This window comes from Bacillus sp. JHAA, assembly GCF_036961585.1.
Classification (GTDB): Bacteria; Bacillota; Bacilli; order Bacillales; family Bacillaceae; genus Bacillus; species Bacillus velezensis.
The window spans coordinates 149,081-171,722 of the sequence record NZ_JBAMDE010000008.1; the positions used below are offsets into that span (position 1 = coordinate 149,081).

At 47.1% G+C, this 22,642-nt stretch carries 25 protein-coding genes and 1 pseudogene; 12 read left to right on the forward strand and 14 right to left on the reverse strand.

What is annotated here, in order from left to right; translation table 11 throughout:
- Positions 1-11 precede the first annotated feature (11 nt).
- Both V7728_RS17745 and yhfH read right to left on the reverse strand, forming a co-directional pair.
- Complete coding sequence (locus V7728_RS17745) at positions 12-1,301, reverse strand: cation:dicarboxylate symporter family transporter (RefSeq protein WP_003155211.1); 1,290 nt, start codon at positions 1,299-1,301, stop codon at positions 12-14.
- 233 nt (positions 1,302-1,534) lie between these two features.
- Positions 1,535-1,675, reverse strand: coding sequence for a protein YhfH (gene yhfH, locus V7728_RS17750; RefSeq protein ID WP_012117221.1), 141 nt, complete (start codon positions 1,673-1,675; stop codon positions 1,535-1,537).
- Between the two features lie 151 nt (positions 1,676-1,826).
- Here yhfH and V7728_RS17755 point away from each other — a divergent pair, with 151 nt between their 5' ends.
- The 4 genes from V7728_RS17755 (at position 1,827) to V7728_RS17770 (ending at position 5,968) form a co-directional block, all read left to right on the forward strand.
- Positions 1,827-2,561: an MBL fold metallo-hydrolase gene (locus V7728_RS17755; protein ID WP_032866173.1), complete on the forward strand. Its 735-nt coding sequence runs from the start codon at positions 1,827-1,829 to the stop codon at positions 2,559-2,561.
- 12 nt (positions 2,562-2,573) lie between these two features.
- Positions 2,574-3,569, forward strand: coding sequence for a lipoate--protein ligase LplJ (lplJ, locus tag V7728_RS17760; RefSeq protein ID WP_032866172.1), 996 nt, complete (start codon positions 2,574-2,576; stop codon positions 3,567-3,569).
- Between the two features lie 80 nt (positions 3,570-3,649).
- Complete coding sequence (locus tag V7728_RS17765) at positions 3,650-4,294, forward strand: SDR family oxidoreductase (RefSeq protein ID WP_032866171.1); 645 nt, start codon at positions 3,650-3,652, stop codon at positions 4,292-4,294.
- Positions 4,295-4,426: 132 nt separating this feature from the next.
- On the forward strand, positions 4,427-5,968 hold the full coding sequence (locus V7728_RS17770) for a fatty acid--CoA ligase family protein (RefSeq protein WP_012117224.1): 1,542 nt from the start codon (positions 4,427-4,429) through the stop codon (positions 5,966-5,968).
- Positions 5,969-6,015: 47 nt separating this feature from the next.
- On the opposite strand, the gene V7728_RS17775 is transcribed toward V7728_RS17770, so the two are convergent.
- Complete coding sequence (locus V7728_RS17775) at positions 6,016-6,411, reverse strand: hypothetical protein (protein ID WP_012117225.1); 396 nt, start codon at positions 6,409-6,411, stop codon at positions 6,016-6,018.
- Positions 6,412-6,565: 154 nt separating this feature from the next.
- Between V7728_RS17775 and V7728_RS17780 the strand changes: the two genes are divergently transcribed.
- Complete coding sequence (locus V7728_RS17780; RefSeq protein ID WP_012117226.1) at positions 6,566-7,816, forward strand: M48 family metallopeptidase; 1,251 nt, start codon at positions 6,566-6,568, stop codon at positions 7,814-7,816.
- 45 nt (positions 7,817-7,861) lie between these two features.
- Here the strand turns inward: V7728_RS17780 and V7728_RS17785 are convergent, their stop codons facing one another.
- Positions 7,862-9,010 (reverse strand): S8 family peptidase, encoded by a 1,149-nt coding sequence (locus V7728_RS17785; protein ID WP_007409199.1) that lies wholly within the window; start codon positions 9,008-9,010, stop codon positions 7,862-7,864.
- 489 nt (positions 9,011-9,499) lie between these two features.
- Here V7728_RS17785 and V7728_RS17790 point away from each other — a divergent pair, with 489 nt between their 5' ends.
- Complete coding sequence (locus V7728_RS17790; protein WP_099566537.1) at positions 9,500-10,378, forward strand: ABC transporter substrate-binding protein; 879 nt, start codon at positions 9,500-9,502, stop codon at positions 10,376-10,378.
- Between the two features lie 15 nt (positions 10,379-10,393).
- On the opposite strand, the gene V7728_RS17795 is transcribed toward V7728_RS17790, so the two are convergent.
- The 7 genes and pseudogenes from V7728_RS17795 to V7728_RS17820 form a co-directional block, all read right to left on the reverse strand.
- Positions 10,394-10,969 carry a histidine phosphatase family protein gene (locus tag V7728_RS17795; RefSeq protein WP_060562113.1) on the reverse strand — a complete coding sequence of 192 codons (576 nt, stop codon included), beginning with the start codon at positions 10,967-10,969 and terminating at the stop codon, positions 10,394-10,396.
- Positions 10,970-11,019: 50 nt separating this feature from the next.
- Positions 11,020-12,111, reverse strand: a complete 1,092-nt coding sequence (locus V7728_RS17800; RefSeq protein ID WP_099566538.1) for an acetyl-CoA C-acyltransferase — start codon at positions 12,109-12,111, stop codon at positions 11,020-11,022.
- On the reverse strand, positions 12,099-13,535 hold the full coding sequence (locus V7728_RS17805; protein WP_099566539.1) for an acyl-CoA synthetase: 1,437 nt from the start codon (positions 13,533-13,535) through the stop codon (positions 12,099-12,101). Before V7728_RS17805 ends, V7728_RS17800 begins: the two co-directional genes overlap by 13 nt.
- An 11-nt stretch (positions 13,536-13,546) precedes the next feature.
- Positions 13,547-14,104 carry a biotin transporter BioY gene (locus tag V7728_RS17810; protein WP_003155185.1) on the reverse strand — a complete coding sequence of 186 codons (558 nt, stop codon included), beginning with the start codon at positions 14,102-14,104 and terminating at the stop codon, positions 13,547-13,549.
- 130 nt (positions 14,105-14,234) lie between these two features.
- Complete coding sequence (locus tag V7728_RS20545; RefSeq protein ID WP_370529535.1) at positions 14,235-14,750, reverse strand: methyl-accepting chemotaxis protein; 516 nt, start codon at positions 14,748-14,750, stop codon at positions 14,235-14,237.
- Positions 14,751-15,041: 291 nt separating this feature from the next.
- Positions 15,042-15,629, reverse strand: a pseudogene (locus V7728_RS20550) (protoglobin domain-containing protein); the annotation flags it as partial.
- 18 nt (positions 15,630-15,647) lie between these two features.
- Positions 15,648-17,171: an FAD-dependent oxidoreductase gene (locus tag V7728_RS17820; RefSeq protein ID WP_015239526.1), complete on the reverse strand. Its 1,524-nt coding sequence runs from the start codon at positions 17,169-17,171 to the stop codon at positions 15,648-15,650.
- 124 nt (positions 17,172-17,295) lie between these two features.
- Between V7728_RS17820 and V7728_RS17825 the strand changes: the two genes are divergently transcribed.
- Positions 17,296-18,153 carry an SDR family oxidoreductase gene (locus V7728_RS17825; RefSeq protein ID WP_015239527.1) on the forward strand — a complete coding sequence of 286 codons (858 nt, stop codon included), beginning with the start codon at positions 17,296-17,298 and terminating at the stop codon, positions 18,151-18,153.
- 30 nt (positions 18,154-18,183) lie between these two features.
- On the opposite strand, the gene V7728_RS17830 is transcribed toward V7728_RS17825, so the two are convergent.
- Entirely contained in the window at positions 18,184-18,417 is a 234-nt protein-coding gene (locus V7728_RS17830; protein WP_012117233.1) for an IDEAL domain-containing protein, read from the reverse strand.
- A 315-nt stretch (positions 18,418-18,732) separates the two neighbouring features.
- On the opposite strand from V7728_RS17830, the gene V7728_RS17835 reads away from it, so the two are divergent.
- The 4 genes from V7728_RS17835 (at position 18,733) to V7728_RS17850 (ending at position 20,852) form a co-directional block, all read left to right on the forward strand.
- The gene (locus tag V7728_RS17835) at positions 18,733-19,311 is read left to right on the forward strand and encodes a competence protein ComK (protein WP_012117234.1); all 579 of its coding nucleotides are present in this window, start codon (positions 18,733-18,735) and stop codon (positions 19,309-19,311) included.
- Positions 19,312-19,456: 145 nt separating this feature from the next.
- Positions 19,457-19,825 carry an iron chaperone gene (locus tag V7728_RS17840; protein ID WP_099566540.1) on the forward strand — a complete coding sequence of 123 codons (369 nt, stop codon included), beginning with the start codon at positions 19,457-19,459 and terminating at the stop codon, positions 19,823-19,825.
- Positions 19,826-19,851: 26 nt separating this feature from the next.
- Entirely contained in the window at positions 19,852-20,223 is a 372-nt protein-coding gene (locus tag V7728_RS17845; protein ID WP_015239528.1) for an iron chaperone, read from the forward strand.
- Between the two features lie 119 nt (positions 20,224-20,342).
- Positions 20,343-20,852, forward strand: a complete 510-nt coding sequence (locus tag V7728_RS17850; protein ID WP_012117237.1) for a MepB family protein — start codon at positions 20,343-20,345, stop codon at positions 20,850-20,852.
- Between the two features lie 228 nt (positions 20,853-21,080).
- Here V7728_RS17850 and V7728_RS17855 read toward each other — a convergent pair whose 3' ends face one another.
- Complete coding sequence (locus V7728_RS17855) at positions 21,081-21,791, reverse strand: YrpD family protein (RefSeq protein ID WP_015239530.1); 711 nt, start codon at positions 21,789-21,791, stop codon at positions 21,081-21,083.
- Between the two features lie 194 nt (positions 21,792-21,985).
- Here V7728_RS17855 and V7728_RS17860 point away from each other — a divergent pair, with 194 nt between their 5' ends.
- The gene (locus V7728_RS17860) at positions 21,986-22,255 is read left to right on the forward strand and encodes an excalibur calcium-binding domain-containing protein (RefSeq protein WP_003155168.1); all 270 of its coding nucleotides are present in this window, start codon (positions 21,986-21,988) and stop codon (positions 22,253-22,255) included.
- Positions 22,256-22,287: 32 nt separating this feature from the next.
- On the opposite strand, the gene V7728_RS17865 is transcribed toward V7728_RS17860, so the two are convergent.
- Positions 22,288-22,605, reverse strand: a complete 318-nt coding sequence (locus V7728_RS17865; protein ID WP_003155166.1) for a YbjQ family protein — start codon at positions 22,603-22,605, stop codon at positions 22,288-22,290.
- Between the last annotated feature and the right edge of the window lie 37 nt (positions 22,606-22,642).

The following is a 22,642-nucleotide window of genomic DNA, read 5'->3' on the forward strand; positions in this document are numbered from 1 at the left end:
GGGTTTTCATTTTAACCTGAGATGGTTGTGTTTTGTTCTGTTTTGGCGAGGCTCATGACCTTCGCGCCTTTAACGGGATCATACTGGCCTTCCCATTTTGACATCACAACGGATGCCAGCGCGTTTCCGGTCAGATTGACGACCGTACGGGCCATGTCCATAATCCGGTCAACACCGGCGATGAATGCAAGGCCTTCTGCAGGAATGTTGAATGCGCCTAATGTCGCAAGCAGGACGACGAAAGAAGTCCCGGGCACGGCAGCCATTCCTTTGGAAGTGACCATCAAGACAAGCACAAGGGTAATCTGCTGCCAAATGGACAAGTCAATGTGGTATACCTGAGCGAGGAATAAAGCGGCGATTGATTGGTACAGCACAGATCCGTCTAAGTTAAAGGTATATCCGATCGGCACAACAAAGGAAACAATACCTTTCGGACAGCCGATTTTCTCCATTTTTTCCATAACGCGGGGGAGTACGGTTTCGGAGCTTGACGTACTGAACGCCAATAAAATTTCATCCTTCATATAGGCGAGGAATTTGAAAATGTTTACTCCGGCAAGCTTTCCGACGATTCCGAATACAACAATGAGAAAGAAAGCCAAAGCTACATATACTAAACCGACCAGTTTACCGAGTGAAAGCAGGGAACTGAGCCCAAATTTGGAAACGGTAACACCAATCAACGCAAAAACACCAAACGGCGCAACTTTCATGACGAGGTTTACAACATGGAACATCGCATGAGAAACACCTTCAAAGAAGGCCAAGACAGGCTTTCCTTTTTCACCGATTGCCGAGATGCCGAGTGCAAACAGCACGGTAAAGCAGATGATGGCAAGCAGATCTCCTTCGGCTAATGATTGGAAGAAGTTTGTCGGTACGATATGCAGGAATGTGTCTGCGATAGATTTGTTATTTTGTTCTTTTTCTGTTTCAACATATTGACTGATATCTGTCTTTTGAGCTTCATGTATATTAACGCCTGTTCCCGGATGAAACAGATTCGCCAAAGCCAGCCCGAGAATAATGGCAAAAGTGGTAATGATCTCAAAATACAAAATCGTTTTGAAGCCTAATTTTCCGACTTGTTTTCCGCTTCCCGCGCCGGCAACGCCGATGATTAAGCTGGAGACGACAATTGGAATCACTATCATTTTGATTAAGCGTAAAAACAAATCGCCGATAGGCTGTAAATATGTTGGAATGGCGGGATTGCCGTACCAGATGACACCGACTACAACCCCTAGTATGAGTCCGACGAAAATTTGCGTCGCTAGTCCAAAGCGTAATTTTTTCATAGATTACCTCCCGAAGAAAAAAGTGCAATAAGTATCTAAAAAGATAGCTATTAGAACAAATTATAATAGAAAAGAAAACAATCCGTCTATAGAAAAATATAGATTGAAAATACTGAATCTTTTAAAACGTACAGATAATTGCTAATAATGGTGAATAACGCCCTATTCAGAAAGTATGATGACGGCCGAAAAAACGGGCGCCGCACAACTTAGAATTGTGCGGCGCCCTATTGTCACATATCCTTAATTTTCAAGCAGTCATTGCACAGATTAATGTGACACTCATACTGCTCAACAATCTCATTTCCGCATTCTTCGCATTTCTTACCGGGTAAATTTCTGAAAAAATCCGACATCTTTTCCAACATACCCATCCCTCTTTCATTGTTTTGTCTCTACATTGTATTATAACAGTTTTGGAAAATCAACGGCTGTTTTGACACAATGTTTAAAACATGCAATTTGTACGAAAAATAGGTATATTGGAGGAAAGGATCTTTTTATCATAAACATTCGGAGGATTATATGAAAGTTACAGTTATTGGATGCTGCGGCGGGTTTCCGGCCGCAAACGAAGCAACTTCAGGCTATCTGTTTCAGTCCGGCGGTTATTCTCTGCTCGTCGATTGCGGAAGCGCCGTATTATCAAAGCTGTTTGCCTATGTTCCGGCAGAAGAGCTTGATGCCGTCATTTTGTCCCATTATCACCATGATCATATCGCTGATATCGGGCCGCTTCAATTTGCCAAACAGGTCGGCTCCTTTCTCGGAAAAGGGACGCATGCACTGCCGATTTACGGGCATGATGCTGATATAGAACAGTTTGAGCGCCTTACATATAAAACGCATACAAAGGGAGTGGCCTATCAGCCGGACCGCCCGCTTTCTCTAGGTCCGTTCACCATTACCTTTCTGAAAACAGTGCATCCGGTCACTTGTTATGCGATGCGGATTACTGACGGTTCAGCTTCTGTTGTGTATACGGCTGATTCAAGCTACCAGGACGCGTTTATCCCGTTTGCGGAAAATGCCGATCTGCTGATCTGCGAGTGCAATTTTTACGCAGACCAGGACGGCACGTCAGCCGGCCATATGAACAGTTTGGAAGCCGGACGTATCGCGAAGGAGGCCGGAGCGGGGGAGCTGATTCTCACGCATCTGCCTCATTTCGGCGAGCACCGGAAGCTGAAAGAAGAAGCGGTATCCGTGTTCGGGGGCGAAGTGACAATCGCCGCTTCCGGATTGAAGTGGGAGAAATAAAGGAGGAGCACCATGTTATTTATCGACAACCAAAACATAACCGACCCGAGGATCAACCTCGCGATCGAGGAATATTGCGTGAAGCATCTCGACCCTGAACAGACATACCTGCTGTTTTATGTCAATCAGCCGTCGATTATCATTGGGAAGAACCAAAACACAATAGAAGAAATCAATACGAAATACGTAGAAGATAACGGAATCATCGTCGTCCGCAGGCTGTCAGGAGGCGGCGCGGTTTACCATGACCTCGGGAATCTGAATTTCAGTTTTATCACGAAGGATGACGGCGACAGCTTTCACAATTTTAAAAAATTCACCGAACCCGTTATTCAGGCGCTGCGCCAGCTCGGTGTGGAAGCTGAATTAAGCGGCCGAAACGACATCGTCGCGGACGGCAGAAAAATTTCCGGCAACGCTCAATTTTCGACGAAAGGGCGTATTTTCAGCCACGGAACATTAATGCTGGATTCCGCCATTGATCATGTTGTGTCAGCCTTGAAAGTGAAAAAAGACAAAATCGAATCAAAAGGCATTAAGTCGATCAGAAGCCGTGTCGCCAACATCAGCGAGTTTCTTGATGACAAAATGACGGCGGATGAATTCAAAAAGCACCTGCTTCACCATATTTTTAATACAAATGATCTTTCCGAAGTGCCGGAATATAAACTGACCGATGAAGACTGGAAAGCGATCCGGAAGATTTCCGAAGAGCGCTATCAAAACTGGGACTGGAATTTCGGCAGGTCGCCCGCATTTAACCTTCAGCATTCGAAACGTTATCCGGTCGGATCGATTGATCTGCGTCTTGAAGTGAAAAAAGGAATCATTCAGGACTGCAAAATTTTCGGTGATTTCTTCGGTGCGAAAGATGTGAGTGAAGTCGAACAGGCGCTGATCGGAAAACAGTATGACCGAACCGCTATCAGGGAGGCGCTGGCCGGAATCGATCTGAAACAGTATTTCGGCAAAATAGAGCTGGAAGATTTCCTCGAGCTGATTTATTAGAACATTTGCCGAACGCATGATTTGAATCAGCGCCCGTTTTTGTGAAATGATAGAACCATAATGAATGGGGAGGGATCATGATGAAGGTATTTCTCATCGGAGCAAACGGACAGATCGGACAGCGTCTGACCGGGATGTTTCAAAAAGACGGCACGCATACGCTGCGGGCGATGGTCCGGAAACAAGAGCAGAAAGAAGCGCTTCAAGCCGCGGGAACAGAAGCCGTTCTTGCAGATTTGGAAGGAAGCCCGGAAGACATCGCGAAAGCCGCTGAAGGCTGTGACGCGATTGTGTTTACCGCCGGATCAGGAGGAAGCACCGGATACGATAAGACGCTTTTGATTGATCTTGACGGAGCCGCGAAAGCGATAGAAGCGGCAAAGATAGCCGGCATCAAGCGGTTCATTATGGTAAGCGCCCTTCAGGCTCATAACCGCGGCAATTGGAATGAAGCGCTGAAGCCGTATTACGCCGCAAAGCATTATGCGGATAAAATTCTTGAAGCGAGCGGTCTGACGTATACGATTATCCGGCCGGGCGGGTTATTAAATGATCCCGGCACGGGAAATATCAAAGCCGCAGCCGATTTAGAAAGAGGCTCCATTTCAAGAGACGATGTCGCCAAGACCGTTATCGCATCCCTTGATGAACCGAATACGTATGAAAAAGCATTCGATCTGACAGCGGGCAGCACGCCGGTCAGTGAAGCGCTGAAACAATTATAGTTTCCGGTTTTACGGCACTCGGGGCTTTTTGCCCTTGAGTGTTTTTCTATATTTTTCTATAATAAAAGTGAACGTTTATTCCGGATAAATGAATGACTATTCATTCATTACAATTTTTAAAGGGGTGGGAAAATGAATCTGGTTTCCAAATTGGAAGAAACGGCATCGCAGAAACCGGAAAAACCAGCTTGTCTGTTTCAAGATCAGTACATGACGTATGAGGAGCTGGCAGGTAAAATCAAAGCATTTGCAAACGGCTTGGAGGACAGGGGACTGAAAAAAGGGGATCATCTCGCGCTGCTGCTCGGAAATACGCCTGATTTTGTTATTGCGTTTTTCGGTGCGTTAAAAGCGGGAATTGTCGTCATACCTGTAAATCCGGCATATACACCTTCAGAAATCGCATACATGCTGAAAAACGGCGATGTCAAAGCGATCGCCGGCATCGACCTTTTAATTCCCGTATTTGAAAGCCTGCACGGCTCGCTGCCGCTGCTGGAGCATATCATTATCAGCCAGACAGCAGAGAACGCTCCATCGACAGAAGACCCTCAATTGCGCTTAAAAATGACAACGTTTGCAAAAATGCTCTGCCCGGCGGAGCGCAGCAGAACTTATCCGATATTGTCCAAAGATGATACTGCCGTCATTTTATACACCTCAGGGACGACCGGAAAACCGAAAGGCGCCATGCTCACCCATCAGAATCTTTTCTCCAATGCAAATGATGTCGCCGGATACTTAGGAATGAATGAGAAAGACAAAATTGTGGCGGCATTGCCGATGTTTCACGTTTTTTGTTTAACCGTTTGTATGAATGCGCCTCTGATGAGCGGAGCGTGTGTCTTAATCGAGCCGCAATTCAGCCCGGCTTCTGTGTTTAAACTGATTAAAAGCCGTCAGGCAACCATTTTTGCCGGCGTTCCGACGATGTATAACTATCTGTATCAATACGAGCACGGCAAGGCGGAGGATTTTGCGTCCGTCAGACTGTGCATTTCAGGCGGGGCCTCTATGCCGGTCGCTCTGTTGCAGACGTTTGAACAAACCTTTGACGTCACCATTCTGGAGGGGTACGGACTTTCTGAAGCGTCTCCGGTTACTTGTTTTAATCCGTTTGACCGGGGGAGAAAGCCCGGCTCGATCGGGACGAATATTTTACATGTCGAAAATAAAGTCGTCGATACGCTCGGACGCGAATTGCCCGACCATCAAGTGGGAGAATTGATCGTGAAAGGGCCGAATGTGATGAAAGGCTATTACAAGATGCCCGAGGAGACGGAGCACGCGCTGAAAGACGGCTGGCTGTACACGGGTGATTTGGCGAAGCGCGATGAAGACGGTTATTTTTATATCGTCGACAGAAAAAAAGATATGATTCTCGTCGGCGGATACAACGTCTATCCGCGCGAAGTAGAAGAAGTGCTCTACAGCCATGAGGGCATTAAAGAAGCCGTGGTCATCGGCGTTCCTGACGCCAAAACGGGGGAAGCGGTGCATGCTTATATAGTGCCGGGGGACGGTGAGCTGACAGAGCAGGCGGTTTTTGATTACTGTGAAACACATTTGGCAAAATATAAACGGCCGGCGGAAGTGGTTTTTCTTGATGAGATTCCGAAGAACGCGACCGGGAAGCTGCTGAGGCGGGCGGTCCGGGACATGCTTCCGAAATGACGGACGAAAAGCGAAGCCGGGGGCTTCGCTTTTACATGCTGATCCGGTCAGCTCTGCGATTCTTCCTTAATGATGCTTTGCACAAGCTTCGTATCATGCCGGGTCAGTTTGTAATACGTGTTTTTATACTTGTACAGCATATAATTGCCGCCTTCGAGCCACATGCTGAATGAATCGAAACGGTCTTCATGGTATTTGACCGTTCCGTCGTAATCGGGAGATACGCTTTTGGTCAGTTTGACTTGTTTTCCTTGGTTCAAGATATCGAGCATATCTTTTACATTCTGCCTGTCTTTAATTTTGATCTCTTTTTTTCCGTGCTCAGACAGAATAATCAGATCTGCGTTGCTTGATGGAAACACATCGCCGGTCCGGCTGTATACATAGAAGAAAGCAATAACCAAAAGGGCGATTACTACAATAAACGCGATTATTTTTTTCATATTCATCACTCCGTCTTTTAGTCTTTCCCGCTTCCTGTTGTTCCATTCTTTTCTGTTGTGAAAAGATTAACATCCGTTTCGGAGGCTTGGTTCTATTTATTTGCATTTATGCTTACAATAGGAGTAAGTCATAAGGCTAAGGAGGGAGACTTCCATGCGCAAATGGATAGCGGCAGCGGGACTTGCCTATGTGCTGTACGGCCTTTTTTTCTATTGGTATTTCTTTATGACAGGCGACTCCGCCGTCCCGGAGGCCGTAAAGGGAACGAAAGCCGATCCGTCCTCGTTTATGGACCCGGGCCGCCTGGAAGCCGCTGAAAACTTTTCAAATGTAAAGGATTTTTTATTTTTCATCGGTGCGCCGTTAGATTGGTTTTTATTTTTTCTGCTGCTCATTACGGGGCTTGCCAAAAAAATAAAGCATTGGCTGGAAGCAGCGGTGCGCTTTCGGGTGCTGCAAATCGGAAGCTTCGTATTTGTGATTTCACTCATCGTTACGGCGGCTTCGCTTCCGCTTGAGTGGATCGGATATCGGGTTTCGCTTGCGTATCATATTTCGACGCAGACAACAGCAAGCTGGATAAGAGACCATGTCATTGATTTCTGGATCAGTTTTCCGCTGTTTGCCGTGTGTGTGCTTGTGTTTTACTGGCTGATCACAAAGCATACAAAAAAATGGTGGTTTTACGCTTGGTGTCTTACTGTGCCGTTTACCCTGTTTTTGTTTTTTCTGCAGCCGGTCGTGATTGATCCTTTATACAATGATTTCTATCCGCTGAAAGACAAGGAGCTGGAAAGCAAAATCTTGTCGCTTGCCGACAAGGCTGATATTCCGGCCAGCCATGTTTATGAAGTAAATATGTCGGAGAAAACGAATGCGCTGAATGCGTATGTGACGGGAATCGGTTCGAATAAGCGGATCGTTTTGTGGGATACGACGCTTAACAAACTGAAGGATCGGGAAATTTTGTTCATTATGGGGCATGAGATGGGGCACTATGTGATGAAGCACGTGTACATCGGACTGGCCGGGTATCTCCTGCTGTCATTAGCCGGGTTCTATATCATTGACAAGCTTTATAAGCGGCTGTCCAAATTCTTCGGCCGAATGCTTCATATAAAGGGGCCTGAAGATCTGGCCGCCCTCCCGCTGTTATTGCTGCTCATATCCGTTCTCAGTTTTGCTTCTGATCCGATTACGAATGCCGTCTCCCGGTATCAAGAAAACGCCGCCGACCGTTACGGCATCGAGCTGACCGGCAACCGGGAAGCGGCGATTGAGACGTTTCAGGATTTGGCCGATACGGGACTGAGCCGGGTCAACCCGCCGTTTCTCGTCAAAATTTTCAGAGGGAGCCACCCGTCGATCATGGAGCGGATTGAACATGCTGAGGAAGAAAAATAATAAAAAAACCGGCGGGGCCATGGCCGACGCCGGTTTTTTTATGTTTTACTGAGCTGCCGCCTGTACGTTGATCAGCCCTTTTCCGTAGTAGAAAGCATCACCAAGTTTTGTAGTGGTGTTTTCTAAACTGCTGCGGACTTGAGTGTTTGTCCAGTTCGGGTGCTTAGAAAGAATCAAAGCAGCCGCTCCGGCAACGTGCGGAGATGCCATTGACGTACCATTGTACGCGCCGTATTTGTTTCCAGGAAGCGTGCTTTGGATAGAGACGCCTGGTGCCATGACATCAAGCTCAGAACCTACGCTTGAGAAAGATGCTCTTTGGTTGCTGCTGTTAACAGCGCCTACCGCAATGACAGAAGGGTATTTACCAGGGTAGCCCACTGTGCTTGAGCCGCCGGAAGTGCCTTCGTTACCGGCTGCCGCAACGACTACGACGCCGGAAGCAACGGCTTTGTCAACTGCCGCTTTTAACGCTGCAGAACCAGAAGGTCCGCCGAGGCTCATGTTAATAACGTCCATATTGTTTGCGATCGCCCACTCAATTCCGTTAATGATCCAGCTGTACTGGCCGGAACCGTCAGCGCCGAGAACTTTTACAGCGTAAAGAGATGCGCTTGGCGCAACGCCTAATACACCGACTGAGTTATTAAGAGCCGCAACTGTACCGGCAACGTGAGTTCCGTGAGAGTTGTAGTCTTGGAAAGGATTTGTTTCAGAAGGAACCATGCTGGCTCCGCCTGCTACTTTTAAATCAGGATGAGAAGAATCGATACCGCTGTCGATAACCGCTACTTTCACATTTGATCCGGTGAAGCCTTGAGAGTGCAGAGCAGGGGCTTTAATTTGTGATACGCCGTAAGGCACGGACTGCGCGTACGCTTTTGCAACGTGATCTTCTTCAACGTAAGCGACGCTTGGGTCTTTTTTCAGCTCTTTTACAGCTTTTTCATTTAATGTAGCTGAAGCTGCGTCTACATATTTGAATTGCTTTTGCACTTTCCCGCCTTTTTCAGAAATGACATCTTTTTTCTTAGCGGCGCTCATCGTGCTCATTGTCTGTTTAAATCCGACAATGTATTTCTTTTCCCCGTTTGATTTCCCTGCCGCCTGGGCAGGAGACGTGCTGCCGAACGCCATCGTAAAGATTAACGCTAAAGCAAACAGCAAACTGATCCATACCTTTTTGCCTCTCACTCTTTATCCTCTCCTTTTTTTCATTTGCAGAACAACCAATAGACAGATTATTCTGTGGATTAATTGTATAGCATGGAATAATATTTTAGTAGACCCAATTTTTTTCAATTTGTTTTATTTCTATTTAGGTATATCATCTCTCTTTCGTTTAATAGGAACCCGAAATATTTAAATTTTAATGGAAAAAACCGATGGAAGGACATGAGTATTTGTACACAGCCGCAATCGCTCTCTTGTTTGCTGGGTCGAACGGTTTGATTCCATTTTTGGAAGCTGCGGCAAAAACAGGATAAATGTCACCTTTTGTTGAATGCAGAAGTCTGATGGAAACGAAAGCGGAATGAAATAAAGCGGCCGGCATGAATCAGTCTTCGGCTTTCTTGACGGAGAAAAGCTGTGAAACCATTTTATAAAAATAATGATAATGAATATCATTGATACTTATATTGTCAATGATATAATTGCGGAAAAACGAAAGAGGGGGAACAGATGAAACAAATTTTCAGTATGCTGATGATCTTATCCGTTCTCTTCATAACGGCATGCTCAGAACAGGAACATGAAACCGCCGTCAGGCACGATCTGGGGACGGCGCATGTGGCTGCGCACCCGCAGCGCATCGCCGTATTGAATGAGGGCTTTATTGATACCCTCCATGATCTCGGCATAAAGCCTGTGGCTGCGGCGGATAACCGGACAGAGCGAAACGACGGCAGTCCGTCCGTCGGACCACCGTCACACCCTGATTTGAAAAAGATCACTTCGTTAAAGCCCGATCTCATCATTGCAGACTCAAGCCTTCACAAGGGGATATACCGAAAACTGACAAAGATCGCTCCGACAATCGCTTTAAAAAATGAAGCTGCGGATTATCACGATGCGGTTGATGCTGCCCTTACTATCGAAAAGGCGGTCGGTAAAGATGGCATCATAGAGAAACAATTGTCGGCTCAGGAAGAAAAGCTGAATGACATCAAAAGAAAGCTGGATGCAGAAGGCGGCACGATTTTATTAATTGACGCTGCAAATGACAGCATTTCCGTAAAGGATGATCAGTTTTTTACGTCCCGGCTTTTGACGCTCGCAGGGTTTACCTATGCGGTCCAGACGGATTCCGGCGGGAAATCAGACTCTATCAAAATGACGTCCGGGCAGCTTTTGCATATCGATCCTGATTACATCGTGCTGTTGGACGGTGAGAAAGAACTCGAAAAAAATCACCTCTGGAAACAGCTGACAGCTGTAAAAAACGGACACGTTTACCGCGCGGACAGGGCGGTATGGACGGAGCGCCGGAGCATTGAGGGTGCGGACGCCATATTACATGATCTGCAGAAAAAAATGCTCGCCAAAAAGGCCCAAAACTGAATTCGGGCCTTTTTGTTATGATTCTGATAGGTGGCTGCTTACATTGTAATCTTTGACGCGCCACTTATTTTCAATTCGTTCGATATTGCTCAGGCACGCATTGACAAGCTTTGCGTTTTGGATGTCGGTATCACCGTCAGAAATGGCGGACAAGAGGGCATGAATGGCTGCGCCGTGAGCGACGATCAGTACTTTTTGATCAGGAAATTGCTCCTGAACTTTCACTAAACCGGCAAGCATTCTGTCTGTCAGCTCTTCTGCGGTCTCCATGTTCGGGTAGTTTTTATCCGGGTAGCGCTTCGACCGTTCCGGTAAAGACATTCCTTCCGCATCACCGTAGCTTCGTTCTCTGAAATCTTCCATGACGACGATGGGAAGATTCAAAAACCCGTTAATAATGTCAGCTGTTTTTCTGGCCCGTTTCATCGGGCTTGAGACGATGACATCCCATTCGGACCCCTTTAAGTACTCTCCTGTTTCTTTCGCCTGACGCTCTCCCGTCGCATTTAACGGAATATCCGATTTGCCTTGAAGCTTCTTTTGGGCATTCCAATCAGTCTCTCCATGTCTTACTAAACAAACGGCAGTCATAAAGTCTCCACTCCGATCATTTTTTATCGATATCATCTATTATACTGCCGTTACGTTAACACTTCAAAGAGAAGCGCCAGTCCGACTCCGCCTCCGCTGCCGATCGCTGCTGCTGCGTAGCGGGCATCCGGGCGTCTTTTTGCTTCATAAAAAAGCCGGGTGACAAGCGCCGCCCCGGAAGCCCCGTACGGATGCCCGACGGCCAGAGCGCCGCCCCGGACATTTATTTTAGAATACGGCACTCGAAGCTGCTGTGAAAAAACGCATATTTTGACGGCAAACGCCTCGTTGATTTCGTATATATCAATATCATCCGGTGACAGGTCCCGTTCCTTCAAAAGTTTTTTGACGGCATAAACCGGAGCTGCTGACGGATAATGCGGATGGACGCCGCTTACCGCGCTTCCGATAAAACGCAATCCCGGCTTTAAACCGAGAGACCGCGCTTTTTGTTCTTCCATCACACAAACTGCCGCCGCCCCGTCAGAAATTCCGCAGCTGTTGGCGGCGGTGACAGAGCCTCCGGACTGAAAGACGGGCTTGGCACGGGAGATGAGAGGCTCCATGTTCCGCTTTTTCAGCATGTTTTCGTCAGCGGCGAATCCGTGACAGGGATGAATTTCCGGGCGGTACAAGCCGTCTTCGTGCGCTTTGATGCTCCGTTCATAGCTGAGAAGGGCATATTCGTCCTGCATCTTTCTCGTTACGCCGTAAGCCTGTGCCGTATACTCTGCTGCTATGCCCATATCAGGATCGCCGATGTGTTCAGGAGAAAAGCGCGCCCGGGATGAGAAAGGGGAACGGCTGCTGCTCTCCGCTCCTCCCGCGATGTACTTGCTCCCCGCGCCGGCTTTGACAAAGTGGCACGCGACCCTCACGGCGTCCAGTCCGGAGCCGCACTGCCTGTCGATGGTCGTACCGGACACGCTCAAAGGAAGTCCGGCGGCCAAGGACGACAGCCGGGCGAGATTCCCGCCGCGGCCCGTCGCGTTTCCGATCAGGACTTCATCAATGTCTTCGGGCATGTTCCGGCTCAAATGGCGGATCAGCGGAGCTGCCAAATCTTCTGGGAGACAGTCTTTTAACAGGCCGTTTTCCCGGGCGAAAATTGTCCGTTTCGCATCCGTAATTACAGCTTCCATTCCATCATGTCCTTTGCCTGCGTTTGTACGGCGGCACGGGCGATCTTTCCGCCGGCTGTTTCCGGTATTTCTGAAAACAGCCATTTTTTCGGTATTTTATATGCCGCCAGCTGCTCGCGGCACTGTTTCTTCAGTTCCTTTACATTTGCATCTCCGTCGATCACCGCAACGGCGATGCTGCCCCAATAATCATCAGGAATGCCGATGACGGCCGATTTTCTGACGCCCGGACAGCGGTTGAGCACACGTTCTATCTCTTCAGGGAATACATTCAGGCCGCCTGATACGATCATCCCGTTTTCACGTCCTTCGATATAAAGATAGCCTTCACGATCGATATATCCCATGTCATCAACCGTCATCCAGCCGGAATCATCAGGTTTTGCGCCGTTGATGTATCCGGAAAATTTCATCGGGCTGTTCACAAAAATCTTCCCCGTTTCGCCCGGCATGCAGCGTTCTCCGCCGGGCCGGCGGATTTCGATTGTAACATTTTCAAACGGGCGGCCCGCCGCGTCAGGCTTTCGGGCGCTGTCTTCAGGCGATAAGAACGCCACGAAACTCAGCTCGGACGTTCCGTAAAAATCGTACAACCGCAAATGGGGATAGCGCTCTGACAGCGCTTGTTTAGACGAAGCGGGCCAGTCTGCACCGGAAGAAATCACCTTGAGCGGTGTATCCGGAAACGCCTCTAGTGAGAGCAGGGCGTCCGTCATTGTCGGAACGGTATATAGAACGTCAGCTTGTCTGAGCCGGTCTTTCATTCCGGCCGGATTGAATTTTCTTTGAAGGATGACGGTTCCGCCGATAAACAAAGTGCTGACGGCGCCGTATAAAAAGTGTGACGAGCGAAGCGTGCCCGGTACCAGCACTTTGTCATCAGGGGAAATGCCGAATTCACGTTTCGTACAAGAAAAACTCTCCAGCCACGAACGGTGAGAGCGGGTGAAGGCTTTCGGCTTACCGGTCGATCCCGAGGTGAATCCGGTATAAAAGGGCAGGCCGGCGTTTTTGATAAAAGCGCCTTCCGTTTTTTCCGCCTCGATCAAAGGCCTGCATTCATCCCACAGGATGACAGGCGTTTTGACGCCGTCCAGTCTGCCGCTCAGCCGGCGGTCACAGATGACGAGGCCGGTTTTGCTGATGTGCAGCTGATCCGCGAGTTCCGCCGCTGCCGAGCGGGGATCTAACGGAACCGCCGTGCAGCCGGCATGCGCCGCCCCTGCGAAAAGTTGTAAAAAAGGGATGCCGTTCGGCAGTAATATTGCAATGTTTTCCGGCTTACCTGAAAGGCTGCCAAGCCAGTTTGCGGTTTGGTTAACTAGCCTGTTCCAAGTTTGATAGGTGATCTGTTCTGTTTCTGCCTGAATTGCGATCTGTTCCGGCGCTTGTCCGGCTGTATCTGAATATGATGATGTAATCATGATGACTAAAATCAGCTTCCTTTCGTCGGCAAAAGCCGGCTTGCTTGAAGAGTTTTCCTGATTCTTACGGCTGCGAATGAGGCTGCGGCCGCTTTAAGCAGATCTCCGGGCACATAGATGAGGCTGAGCTTTACGGCAGTTAAGATATCAATGTGCATCATAAAAGCCTGAACGGGAATGCCGATGACATACAAAAACAGCACGCCGAACAAGAACTGTCTGATAAACAAATGGGGGACAGCAGCTGAGCGAAGGCCTTGGATGCTGAGGCTCAGCAGTAATGCCGCCAGCGGATATGCGATGAGGTATCCGGCGCTCGGCCCGAAAAAAACCCCGAACCCGCCTCTGCCGCCTGAAAGGAGAGGCGCTCCGCATGCCACAATCAGCAAAAACAGCAATTGGCTTAAAAACGCCGCTTTCGGTTTTAGGATGCTTCCCGATAAGAGCACACCGATCGTCTGGAGCGTAATCGGAACCGGCGTAAAGGATAAGAAAAGCGGCGGGAGCAGCCCCAAAAGTCCCATAATGGCGGTAAACACGGCAATATGCATCATTTCTGTCAATTTCATTATGTATTCCTCCAGCTTATCAAAATATGTTTATACAATAAAGCGAGTCTTTATATATGTCAACTCTATTATATTTCAAGTTAACATTAAAAAGACCGGCCCTTTATGAAAAAGGCCGGTCGGTTTATCTTTATTCTTCTGTAAGGATAACAAGTGAATCAACGGATGATGCAACGTGGGAAACCGCGCGGCTGACTTCTTGAAGGCCGCCGAGAAAGGCCTGCAAATCAACGTCGATTTTGCCTGTCTGGTCTTTGCTCGTTTTCATGCTTTGGACGATGTCATCAAACAGACGGTTGATCTGCGCCATTTTTTCTTTCGTTTCACTTACAAGTCCGTTTACATCTTTAATATGTTTGGACACGATGTTGATTTGTGTATTGGTATTGTTCACGAGCTCTGATACGGTGGAAACGGTTTTTTTCGTATCCTCTGAAAGCTTTCTTACCTCCGTCGCCACAACGGCGAACCCTTTGCCGTGCTCCCCGGCTCTCGCGGATTCTATTGAAGCGTTGAGTGACAGGAGATTCGTTTGCTCAGCGATCCCCGTCACGATGCCGAAGATTTTTTCGATCTGCTGGGCGATGTCATTCAGCTTGTCCATTTCTTCTTCAATCTGCAGAAGGCTGGCGTCGATTTTATTCATCTGCTGCTGCTGGCTTTCAAGCTCTTTTTTCCCGCCGATTGATTTTTCTTCGACATGTACGGAAGTGACGGTGCCGGCTTTTGACGCCTCGGAAATGCCCTCGGATTTATCGACCAGCTCCTGCACGGCTCTGCTCGTTTCTGAAAACAAATCAGCGAGTGATCCGGATGTTTCCTGGATTTTTTGATGAAGACGGGCTTTCTTTTCCTCTTGTTCGTCACGCTGGCAGTTATATTCAGTCTGGAATGCTTCAAGGACGAGCTGCTGTTCAAGATTCAATATTTTCGTCGTCGCTTTGATCGCTTTTAAAAGCTCATGCAAATCCGGAATGGTTGCTTCATATATGTTCATCATCGACAGAAGCAGATCCTGGAACGCTCCCATATACCATTTCGGTTCAAGGCCGATCCGCAAATGGATGGAAGCGATGCGCTGTCTTTTTTCAATGAATTCATCATCAATCGTGCCGGCAAACATCTCATGGATATGACGCCGTAATGTTTTTTTCAGGCGCTCGACCGTGCTGTGGTCGTTAATGATCGTCATTAATGATTTTTCGTGATCCAGGTTTCGGTAAAAGGAATCGACGATTGTTGAGATATGTTCTTTAATTAACGGCTGCAGCTCTTCAAGCACATGAAGTTCTTCGTTTCCGAGCCTGACCATTTTCAGCTGTTTTTGGACATCTGCATATTGATTTGAAAGCGCGATGCGTTTTTTTCCATCGGCTTCCGAAAAATAAGCTGTTTCTTTTTTGCGGTCTTTTTTAAATAACAATATAAGTTCCCCCAGATATTCTCTTTTTCTTTTTATCGGTATGGAAGGAACTTGAATGAAGGAATCTGATAAAAATATTTTAATGCAAAAAAATAAAACCATTCGTACAGAATGGTTTAGTTAATCTTGGCTGAGGCGCTTCAGCGGCTTGATGGCGGGACCTTCGGCAACCCCGCCGTCGGGTGTGAACCGGGACCCGTGACAAGGACAGTCCCACGTCCGTTCGCCGTCATTCCATTCGACCTCACAGCCCAAATGGGTGCATGTCGTATCGACAAGATGCAGACAGCCTTTTTCATCTTTATAGGCGCCGGCCCGTTTGCCGTTTACCGTTACGATTTTTCCCTCCCCGGGCCGAAGAGTCTCAGGTGAAGCGTCCGGCCTCTCAAGTTTGCCCGAGATAAGGTGTTTGGCCACGTCGGCATTATAGGAAATCAGTTTTTTCAGTCCCGGATCTGCGTGGAAGCGTGACGGAATAAACAGGCCGGAAAACGGGTTCTTTTTGTTTTGAATATGATCAGCCAAAAGCTTCGCCGCGAGCGCTGAGCTTGTCATACCCCATTTTTTAAAACCGGTCGCCGCCAAAATATGTTCTTCATCGCCTGAGATGGGACCGATGAACGGAATTTTATCAATGGTGACAAGGTCTTGTGCAGACCAATGATATGGGATGCTTTCAACTCCGATTGTGTCTTCCGCAAATTGTTTCAGCGCTTCGTAATGCTCGGACATTTCTTTTCCCTGGCCTGTTTTGTGGCTTTCGCCGCCGACAAGCACCAGTTTTTCACCGTTCAAATCGGTGTATCGCAGTGATCTGGACGGCTTGTCTATGCTGAGATACATCCCGTCCGGATACGCTTGTTTCGGTTTTACCGCGAGTACGTAGGATCTGCTCGCATACATTCTGGCGGCGTAAAGCCCGCCTCCGTCATAAAAAGGAAAGTGGGAAGAGCAGACAATGTAGCTGCACTTGATGCCGTGTCTGTTTTTCGTGACCACTTCCGGCTGCGGTTCTTTTTTTATGTCGATCGCAGCCGTCTGTTCAAAAATACGCGCCCCGTTTTTAACGATCTCTTTGACGAGCGCCGCGCCATATAAAAGCGGATGGAATTGCGCCTGATTCTTCATGGCGAGACCGAGCCTGCAATCAACGGGGACGGGAAGTTCTTTCACAAGCTCGTGTTCAATACCGAGCTTGGTATAAGCTTCCTGCTCACTGCGGATTTTTTTGACGCCTGATTCTGTATTGGTGTAAAGATATGCGTCTTGTTCAATCAGTCTGCAGTCAATCGAAAGGTCCTTGATGATCTGCTTCATGTCTTCCATGGCGCGGAGATGGGCTTCGAAATACAGCCTTGCGCTGGTCAGGCCGATCTGCTGAATAAGATCGGCATAGATGAAATCATGCTGGGCGGTGATTTTTGCGGTCGTTCCCGCGGTCGTCCCGTTTAAAATCCGGTCTGCTTCAATGACAGCGACACGGAAACCTCTTTTCGTCAGTTCGTATGCCGTTGTCAGGCCCGTAATTCCTCCGCCGATAATCGCAACGTCACATTCCGTATCTTCAGTGAGGGCGGGAAAGGAAGGAATGTCAGCTGTTGCTTTCCAATAGGAAGCCGGTTCCTCGTTTGAAAAAGTAGTCAATTCAGATTTACCTCCTCTGTTGTATATTCTTAATTTTTCCAATAAGACTCTGTTCATACATGAAATTCGTATAAGATGCTCAAATTACTCATAATATAGTAATTAATGTAAAGGAGTGATCAAAATGGCTAATCAGAAGAAGAAAACCTTGCCGCCGCAGCATCAAAACCGGCAGCCGGGCTTTGAATATGTAATGGACCCGCGCCCCGTTTTTGACAAACCGAAAGCGGCGAAAAAACTTGAAGGGAAAACGGCGGTCATCACGGGCGGAGACAGCGGGATCGGCCGCGCCGTATCCGTTTTATTCGCGAAGGAAGGCGCTAATGTGGTCATCGTTTACTTTGATGAGCATCAGGATGCCGAAGAGACGAAGCAATATGTAGAAAAAGAGGGGGCGAAGTGTCTGCTGATTGCAGGGGATGTCGGCGACGAAGCCTTTTGCAACGATGTCATCCGCCAGGCGGGCCAAGCCTTTCCTTCCATTGACATCCTGGTCAACAACGCAGGTGAGCAGCACGTGCAGCCGGGGATTGAGAAAATCACGAGCCACCAGCTCATCAGAACGTTTCAGACGAATATTTTTTCAATGTTTTACTTAACGAAAGCCGCGCTCCCTCACCTGAAAAAAGGAAGTTCAATCATTAATACGGCCTCTATTACCGCCTATAAAGGCCACAAAACATTGATTGACTATTCAGCGACAAAAGGGGCGATCGTCACGTTTACAAGATCTCTTTCCCAATCTCTTGTCACTCAGGGCATCAGGGTAAACGCAGTGGCGCCGGGGCCGATCTGGACGCCGCTGATCCCGGCGAGCTTCTCGGCGAAGGAAGTGGAAGTCTTCGGCTCAGACGTGCCGATGCAGCGCCCGGGAGAGCCTGTTGAAGTGGCGCCGAGCTATTTGTACTTAGCAAGCGATGATTCTTCCTATGTCACGGGACAGACGATCCATGTGAACGGCGGCACCATCGTAAACGGATAATGTAAAAAAAGCCAATCCATATGGATTGGCTTATTCACTCTGTTTGAGTGCTGCATATTCTTTTGAAAGCGTGAGGAACGCTTCTTTATTTTTATCATCAAGCGCCTTATTAATCTGCATGGTCAGCATGGCGAGCCGGCGTTTATACAAGGATTCATCAAGCACCATTTGAATGTAAATATCGGCCATTGTCACATCGAATTCGTTTGCTATTTGCGTGTTGCGGGACTTCATGAGCTCAGTGTACGACTTTTTCTCTTTCATAAAGAATCCCCCCAATGCCTTTTTTATAGTATATGGATAACGGCCGGAAAAATCAATTAATTTTTATAATCTTTAGACAACTAATACTTGGAAATATATCGACATATCCTGCAAATTGACGAAAAAACGAAAATGATCATCGTATAAATGAGGTGAAACGAAAAAGAAAAACAATATTTAAATAGTAATTTAAGACTAAATTACATCTTTAAAAGGTGATTTTTAGCTATATTCAAAAAAAACCTGTCGTTTTCCAATGACAGATGATAGATTATTAGTATAAATTTTCAAGAAAAGGATTGGAGGCTGCACATTATGTGCCAGAAAACACATGCACCCTTAGAAAGCTACGAAGTAAATCGTTCAACCATCGCTGTTTTGCCTGAGGAAATAGACGGTAAAATGGGGTCGAAGGTCATTGAAAAAGACTGCATTCTGTATGTCAGCATGAAGCCGATTCACATCATCGACAGAAGCTGCCGCTACTTTGGCTCCAGCTATGCCGGGAGAAAAGCGGGAACATATGAAGCGATTAAAATTTCTCACAAGCCGCCGATTATGGTGGACCCTTCAAATCACATCTTTTTATTCCCTACACTTTCTTCTGCAAGGCCTCAATGCGGCTGGATATCTCATGTGCACGTTAAAGATTTTCAACCGACGGCATTTGATGACACAGCGGTCACGTTCTCAAACGGCAAAACGATGGAACTGGAAGTATCCTATCATTCTTTTGAAAATCAGGTTTACAGAACCGCCTATCTCAGAACCACTTTTCAGGACAGGATGGGCAGTCATGTCCCGAAGCGGCAGGAATTCATGCTGTATCCGAAAGAAGAGCGGACAAGAATGATCTACGACTTTATTTTGCGGGAGCTGGGGGAGAGATATTAGAGAAAGCTGTGATGTGAAGGGACGGGTCCTCTCCTTTTGGGGAGGGCTTTTTTCGATTTACATGCCCGGGCAGAGTTGTATCGTGTCCGTCTGTTGGCTATGATGATGTAAAGAGTAATGATATTTCATTTTAGGAGAGATGGGCATGGATGTGTTTGCAAAATATGTATCAGGAATCGACAACCCGGATCACCGTCTCAAAGCAGAGGAAATCTTGTCGTGGACGGCTGGCCAATTTCCGAACTTAGAAGCGCAGATCAAGTGGAACAAACCGACATTTACCGATCACGGCACCTATATCATTATGTTTGCCGCGGCAAAAAATCATTTGAGCATTTTACCTGAAAAAGAGACGATGGAGCATTTTGCCGATGACATCGCTCAAGCCGGGTACAGCGCTTCTTCGCGCCTGTTCAGAATTCGATGGACTGATCCGGTGCACTATGATCTGCTTAAGAAGATCATCGAATTTAACATCAAGGAAAAAGCTGGAAATCCGGGGTTTTGGCGCTAGCGGACGTGATGATGAAGGAGGAAGACATGGACGTTTTCAAAGACTATTTATCAAGTATCGACAGCCCTGATCATCGTCTGCGAATGGAGGAAATTCTGTCGTGGACGGCTGACCAATTTCCGAACTTAGAAGCGCAGATCAAGTGGAACACGCCGATGTTTACCGATCACGGCACCTTTATTATCGGCTTTGCGGCAGCAAAGCATCATGTAAGTGTTTCCCCCGAAGAAGCTGGAATTGCGCATTTTGCCGAGGACATTGCCTGTGCCGGCTACAGCGCTACTTCCCGTTTGTTCAGAATTCAATGGACTGAACCGGTGCATTATGAGCTGCTTGAACGCATGATTCAATTCAATATTCAGGATAAGGCGGACTGCTCAGCATTTTGGCGGAAATAATGAAAGAAATGTTAAAAAAACAACCCTGAGGAGGGCTGTTTTTTTATTGGAAACACATGATCAGCCCATTTTAATCAAGAAGCAATGGATGACGTACTATAAAAAATAAGGAGTACGCAGTGAATGAATTTTATAAGGCGTTAACATATGTAAATAAAATTTTTTATGAACCAAATCACTTAACGATACATGATATTCAAGAAGAAGCTCAAAACTCAGAGTATGGGGCCGGTATGTTTCAACTGCATTCAAAGTCAGTTCGATTCAGAGTCGCAAAAATAACGCCTAACAAGATAGGACAGTTTGTTGCTTTTTGGGAAAAAGATGGAGATGGTAAAAACCAAGCCTTTTCATATGAAAAAGCTGCTGATTTATTGGTTATCAATACTTTTGCCAGTAATAATCATTTTGGACAATTCGTTTTTCCAAAAGAAGTTCTTGTAAAGCAAAATATCCTTAAAACAGCCGCTACAAAAGGAAAAATGGCAATTAGAGTTTACCCTGAATGGGAAAATCCCACTAGCAAACAAGCTATCGAAACACAAAAATGGCAGTTGGCATATTTTGTTGAGGCGAACGATGCAGATCGTTTTCCAGCACAAGACCTGTTAAAGCTATATTCTAACTAAAATTGGACAGCCCTGAGCCGGCTGACAGTATGTGAAGTTAACCGGTGCGTGAGTTGGAGAATAACGGGGAACCTCAACAAATGAGGTTCCTCTAATTGTTATATAGAAATCGACATTTTGAATGTAACAGAGTTTGTTTATTAAACGTAATCCGAAAAATAAGGGATTTGCGTATCCGGCAGACCCTCACGAAACGCACGATGACAGAAATCGTGCGTTCAACATTCTTTATTTGACGACAGACATGCTGACGCTGCTGCCTGACACTGTCAATTTGGCAAAATCCTGTGTATCAATCACAGGTGTGACTGCTTTATTGTCAATCGTGATGTTCGTAAAGGCTGTTGAGAAGTTTGATTTGATGTAAGGGCGCTGATCCTCTGATGTGACCGCGACGGTGGCGAGCGCTTTCCATTTTGAGACAGAGCCTACATTTGTTTGGGCGAGTTCTGAGATGATGCGGCCGGTGTATCCGTCATTATTCGTGCCCCAATATGTGGCGCGGGTATTGCCGTTCAGATTTTTGTAGATGGTCAGCTGTACGGTGCTGCCGGGCCGGAAGCCTTTCGTATAGGTGAATTGGCTTTCTCCTTCCAGATACTTGACCTGGCCTTGTCCCTTTGAACCGACTTTCATGATCGGTTTCCATACATGATAGGTGTCACTGTACTGAAGTCCGATATCAGCCTCTGTGCCTCCGGTAAATCCTGAGTAAATATAGGCTGTCCCATTTGACACCTGAATTGAGCTTGGAAGCTGAATTTTCGTGACGAGTACAGAACCCGTGCTGTTCAGGTAGGCCCTTCCGCCGATTCCTTTGCTGAGCTGAGACGCCGCTTCCGCCGTATTGGGACTGATCAACCCCGGAATTTCCGCCGTACATGTGCCGAATAGAACGGCTGTAGTGAGCACACCCGCAAAAAGCCCTTTTTTCATCATCATTTCTCCTCCTATCATCATAGTCAGATCGCGCTATCAATTCATATTATAAAAGGTTTTGGGAAAAATTCCATAAAAGATATACAGTCGGACGTAAATTAAAACTATTTTCCTATTTATCTTGTAAATGGAGATTATTTGAACTATGATATGTTCAGCAATACCGCATAACTTAGGAGGGGGATAGGATAGAGATGAAAAAGACGGCAGCTGTGCTTTTGTCTTTCGGTCTTGTGTTCGGATGTTCATACGGAGCGGGGCAGACGGCAGAAGCGAAAACAAAGGTGAAAACGTATCAAAACTGCAAGGCGCTGAATAAGGTGTATAAGGGCGGCGTGGCCAAATCGTCGAAAGTGAAAAACAAGGGCGGCAGAACAAAGTACAAGCCGTATGTATCAAAAGCGCTTTACAATGCAAATAAAAGACTTGACCGAGATAAAGACTATATCGCATGTGAGAAATAAAAAAACAAGCCTCTTTAAAGAGGCTTGTTTTTTTAAATGGATTCGGCGGTGACGGCGGTTCCGTATCCGATTAATTCGGATGTGTTCTGTCCTGCGGTCAGTTCGAACCGCAGGCCGACGATGGCGTTCGCTCCGAGCTGCTCCGCCTCTCTGATCAGCCGCTCTTTCACCGCTTTTTTGGAGTCTTCCAGCATTTCAGTATAGCTTTTCAATTCGCCGCCGACGACAGATTTTAAGCCTGCAAGCAAGTCTTTGCCGATGTGTCTGGACTGGACGATACTGCTTGTCACCAAGCCTTTCACTTCCGTAATCTGTTTTCCGGCGACGGTTTCGGTCGTTGTCATGATCATGCGTTTTTCCCCTTTCGTGTATCTTACCGCTATCTTA